The organism is Streptomyces sp. NPDC056347 (assembly GCF_042262625.1).
GTDB lineage: Bacteria > Actinomycetota > Actinomycetes > Streptomycetales > Streptomycetaceae > Streptomyces.
Map to the genome: position 1 here is coordinate 1 of NZ_JBHJQP010000317.1, position 3237 is coordinate 3237.

The window sequence follows — 3237 nt, forward strand, 5'->3', positions numbered from 1 at the left end:
GCCCTGCTCCTTCGGGCGGCGACGGCGTTCGGGCCGCGTTCTTCGGGACTCGGCCCTTCGCGGAGCGGCCCTCAGGCCACGCCCAGCATCCGGGCGTGCAGGGCGCGTACCTCCTCGGCGAGCACCGGATCGGGGCCCGACACGGGTACGCCCGGGGCGACGGCGTTCACCGGCAGGGCCGCGACCGGTCCCGCGCCGAAGCCCCAGCCCCGGCGCCATGCCACGAGCTGCTCGCTGCTGGACGCGTACACGATGCGCCCCAGGCCGACCCAGGCGTGGGCCGCGCTGCACATCGGGCAGTGCTCGCCGGAGGTGTAGACGACGCTCGTCCGCCGTTCCTCCGGGGAGAGGTTCCCGGCCGCCCAGCGGGCGATCTCGAACTCCGGGTGCCGGGTCGCGTCGCCGTCCTTGACCCGGTTGCGGTCCTCGAACCGGACCGTGCCGTGCTCGTCCACGAGCAGCGAGCCGAACGGCTCGTCACCGGCGGTGAGCGCTTCCCGGGCGAGGTCGACGCAGCGGCGGAGATACCCGAGGTCCTTCTCGGTGACCGGCTGTGCGAGGCTCTCCGCACCCGTCCCGTTGTCTGTGTTCATGCCACTCTCCGTACTTGTTCTTCCAGGCTCACAGTCCTGCGATGTTCGGTATACCATTCATGATTCCATGGCCGTTTCCGCCACGGCGTCGTACGGGCACCGGCGACACGGAGCACGAGGCACGAAGCATGGAGGCACGGTCAGTGAGCACCGCCCCGGTGAAGAGCCCCGCGCGCGCATCGGCGTCGGTATGGAGGGCGCCGGGCATGCCCGCCCTGCTGCTCCTGACGGCCACCGGCTTCTCGGGCTTCGCCGTACTGCTGCCCACCGCGCCGCTCTGGGTGGTGCGCGGCGGCGCCGGCACCGCGGGGGCCGGTTCGGTCAACGCGGTCCTGATGCTCTGCACCGTGTGCGCGCAGACCCTCGTTCCCGCCGCGATCCGGCGGCTGGGCTGGCGGACCACCCTGGTCGGCGGGGCGGTGCTGCTCGGGGCCCCGGCACTCGCGCACCCGCTGTCCGCGGATCTGGGGGCGGTGCTGGCCCTGGCCGCGGTGCGGGGGCTCGGGTTCGGAGTACTCACGGTCTGCGGCGCAACCGCCGTCGCCGAGCTCGTCGGGCCGGAGCGGCGCGGGAAGGCGGTCGGGGCGTACGGGCTGGCCATCGCGGGGCCGCAGTTCGTGCTGGTCTCGACCGCGCCGTGGGCCGCGGAGAGGATCGGCTTCACGGCCGTGTTCGCGCTCGGCGCGCTGCCGCTGCTCGGGGTGGCGCCCGCGCTGCGGCTGGCCCGCCGGCTGGACGGGCACACGGCAGGGACCGGGAACCGGCCGGTCCGGGACACCGCGGCGCGCCCGCGCTCGGCGTATCTTCCGCTGCTGCGGCCGATGCTGCTTCTGCTCGGGGTCACGACGGCCGGGGGCGCCCTGATCACCTTCGCCCCGCAGATGAGCGACGACTCCGCCGTGACGCTGGCCGGACTGCTGTTGCTGACGGGGACGGCGGCCGTCGCGCGCTGGCGGTTCGGGGCACCGGCCGACCGGTACGGCACCCGGCCGTTCCTCTGGCCGCTGGTGACCGCCACCGCCGTCGGCCTCGCGCTGACGGCCTGGGCGGTGGCCTCGCCGGGGACGACCCGCGCGGTGCCGCTGCTGGCCGGGATGGCCCTGGTCGGGATCAGCTACGGCGGGCTGCAGAACCTGACCCTGGTGGACGCCTTCGCCGCCGTGGACCACCGCTCCAGCGGCGTGGCGAGCGCCGTGTGGAACATCGGATTCGACGGCGGGACGGGACTGGGCGCCCTCCTCGTCGGGTTCGTCGCGACCGGGACCTCCTTCTCCGTGGCGCTCCTGGCCGCCGCCGCACTCTCCCTCGCCACGCTGCCGCTCGCGCTCATCCGCCGGACCGGGTGACGGACCGGCCGCCAGAACCACGTTTGGCATACCATTTCGGCATGGCTGATGTGATTCTGACGAACGTCCGTCCCTGGGGCGCGGCCCCCGTGGACATCATGGTGTCCGGCGCCGAGATCCGCTCCGTCCTGCCCGCCGGGACCGCTCCGGACGGTGGCGACCGCCTCGACGGCCGCGGTCTCCTCGCCCTGCCCGGCTTCATCAACGCACATGCTCATGTCGACAAGAGCTGGTGGGGGAAGCCCTGGGTGTCCTACGGCGGGGAGGCCACGACGCAGGGGCGCATCTCCCACGAACGCGCCGAACGCGACGCACTTGGTATCCCGGGCATGGACCCGACCGTCGCCGTGCTGCGCGAGTTCCTCCGGCACGGCACGACGGCGGTACGCAGTCATGTGGACGTGGACCTCGGTGTCGGGCTGCGCGGGATCGAAGTGGTCCGCGAGGCGGTGGCCGCGCTCGACGGCGCGGTCGACGTGGAGATCGTGGCCTTCCCGCAGGACGGTGTGGTGCGCCGCCCGGGTGTGCTGGACCTGCTCGACCGGGCCGCCGCGGCGGGGGCGACCTCGATCGGCGGCCTCGACCCGGCGTCGATCGACCGCGACCCGGTGGCGCAGCTCGACGGCCTCTTCGGCATCGCCGAGCGGCGCGGGGTCGGGCTGGACATCCATCTGCACGACCGGGGCGAGCTGGGCGCCTTCCAGTTCGAGCTCATCATCGACCGCACCCTGCGTACCGGACTGGGCGGCAGGGTGACGGTCTCGCACGGCTTCGCGCTGGGCGAGCTCCCGGCCGACCGGCAGCGCCGTCTGGTCGAGGAGTGCGGAAGGGCCGGTGTCTCCTGGGCGACCGTGGCCCCGGTCCGCACCGCGCCGCTTCCCTGGCACGGGATGCGGGAGCACGGTGTGCCGATCGGCCTGGGCACCGATGGAATCCGGGACCTGTGGTCGCCGTACGGCGACGGCGACATCCTGCGTGTCGCGCTCGGCTTCGCCCGGCTGCACGGGCTGCGCACCGATGAGGAGCTGGCCCACGCGGTGGAGCTGGCCACCACCCGGGCAGCGAGCTTCGTGCACCGTGGCACCCATGACATCGTCGCCGGTGCACGGGCGGACATCGTGCTCCTGGACGCCGAGAACGTCCAGGACGCGCTGGTCCGCGCACCGCGCCGTCAACTGGTGCTCGCCGGCGGCCGGGTGGCGGTCCAGGACGGCGAACTCCGGCTCTGAGTCCGGCCGTCGACCGGCGGGAACGGCCCGGCGGGCGCGTTCGCCGGGCCGTGCCCGCACCCGGCGGCC

General features: G+C 74.1%; 3 protein-coding genes. 2 read left to right on the forward strand and 1 reads right to left on the reverse strand.

Features of this window, described 5'->3' with window-relative positions; translation table 11 throughout:
- Positions 1–71 precede the first annotated feature (71 nt).
- Entirely contained in the window at positions 72–593 is a 522-nt protein-coding gene (locus tag ACFCV8_RS35805) for a nucleoside deaminase (protein ID WP_376689738.1), read from the reverse strand.
- A gap of 206 nt (positions 594–799) precedes the next feature.
- On the opposite strand from ACFCV8_RS35805, the gene ACFCV8_RS35810 reads away from it, so the two are divergent.
- Together ACFCV8_RS35810 and ACFCV8_RS35815 are read left to right on the forward strand one after the other, a co-directional pair.
- On the forward strand, positions 800–1939 hold the full coding sequence (locus ACFCV8_RS35810) for an MFS transporter (RefSeq protein ID WP_376689739.1): 1140 nt from the start codon (positions 800–802) through the stop codon (positions 1937–1939).
- Positions 1940–1980: 41 nt separating this feature from the next.
- Positions 1981–3168 (forward strand): amidohydrolase, encoded by a 1188-nt coding sequence (locus ACFCV8_RS35815; protein ID WP_376689740.1) that lies wholly within the window; start codon positions 1981–1983, stop codon positions 3166–3168.
- The last annotated feature ends 69 nt before the right edge of the window (positions 3169–3237 follow it).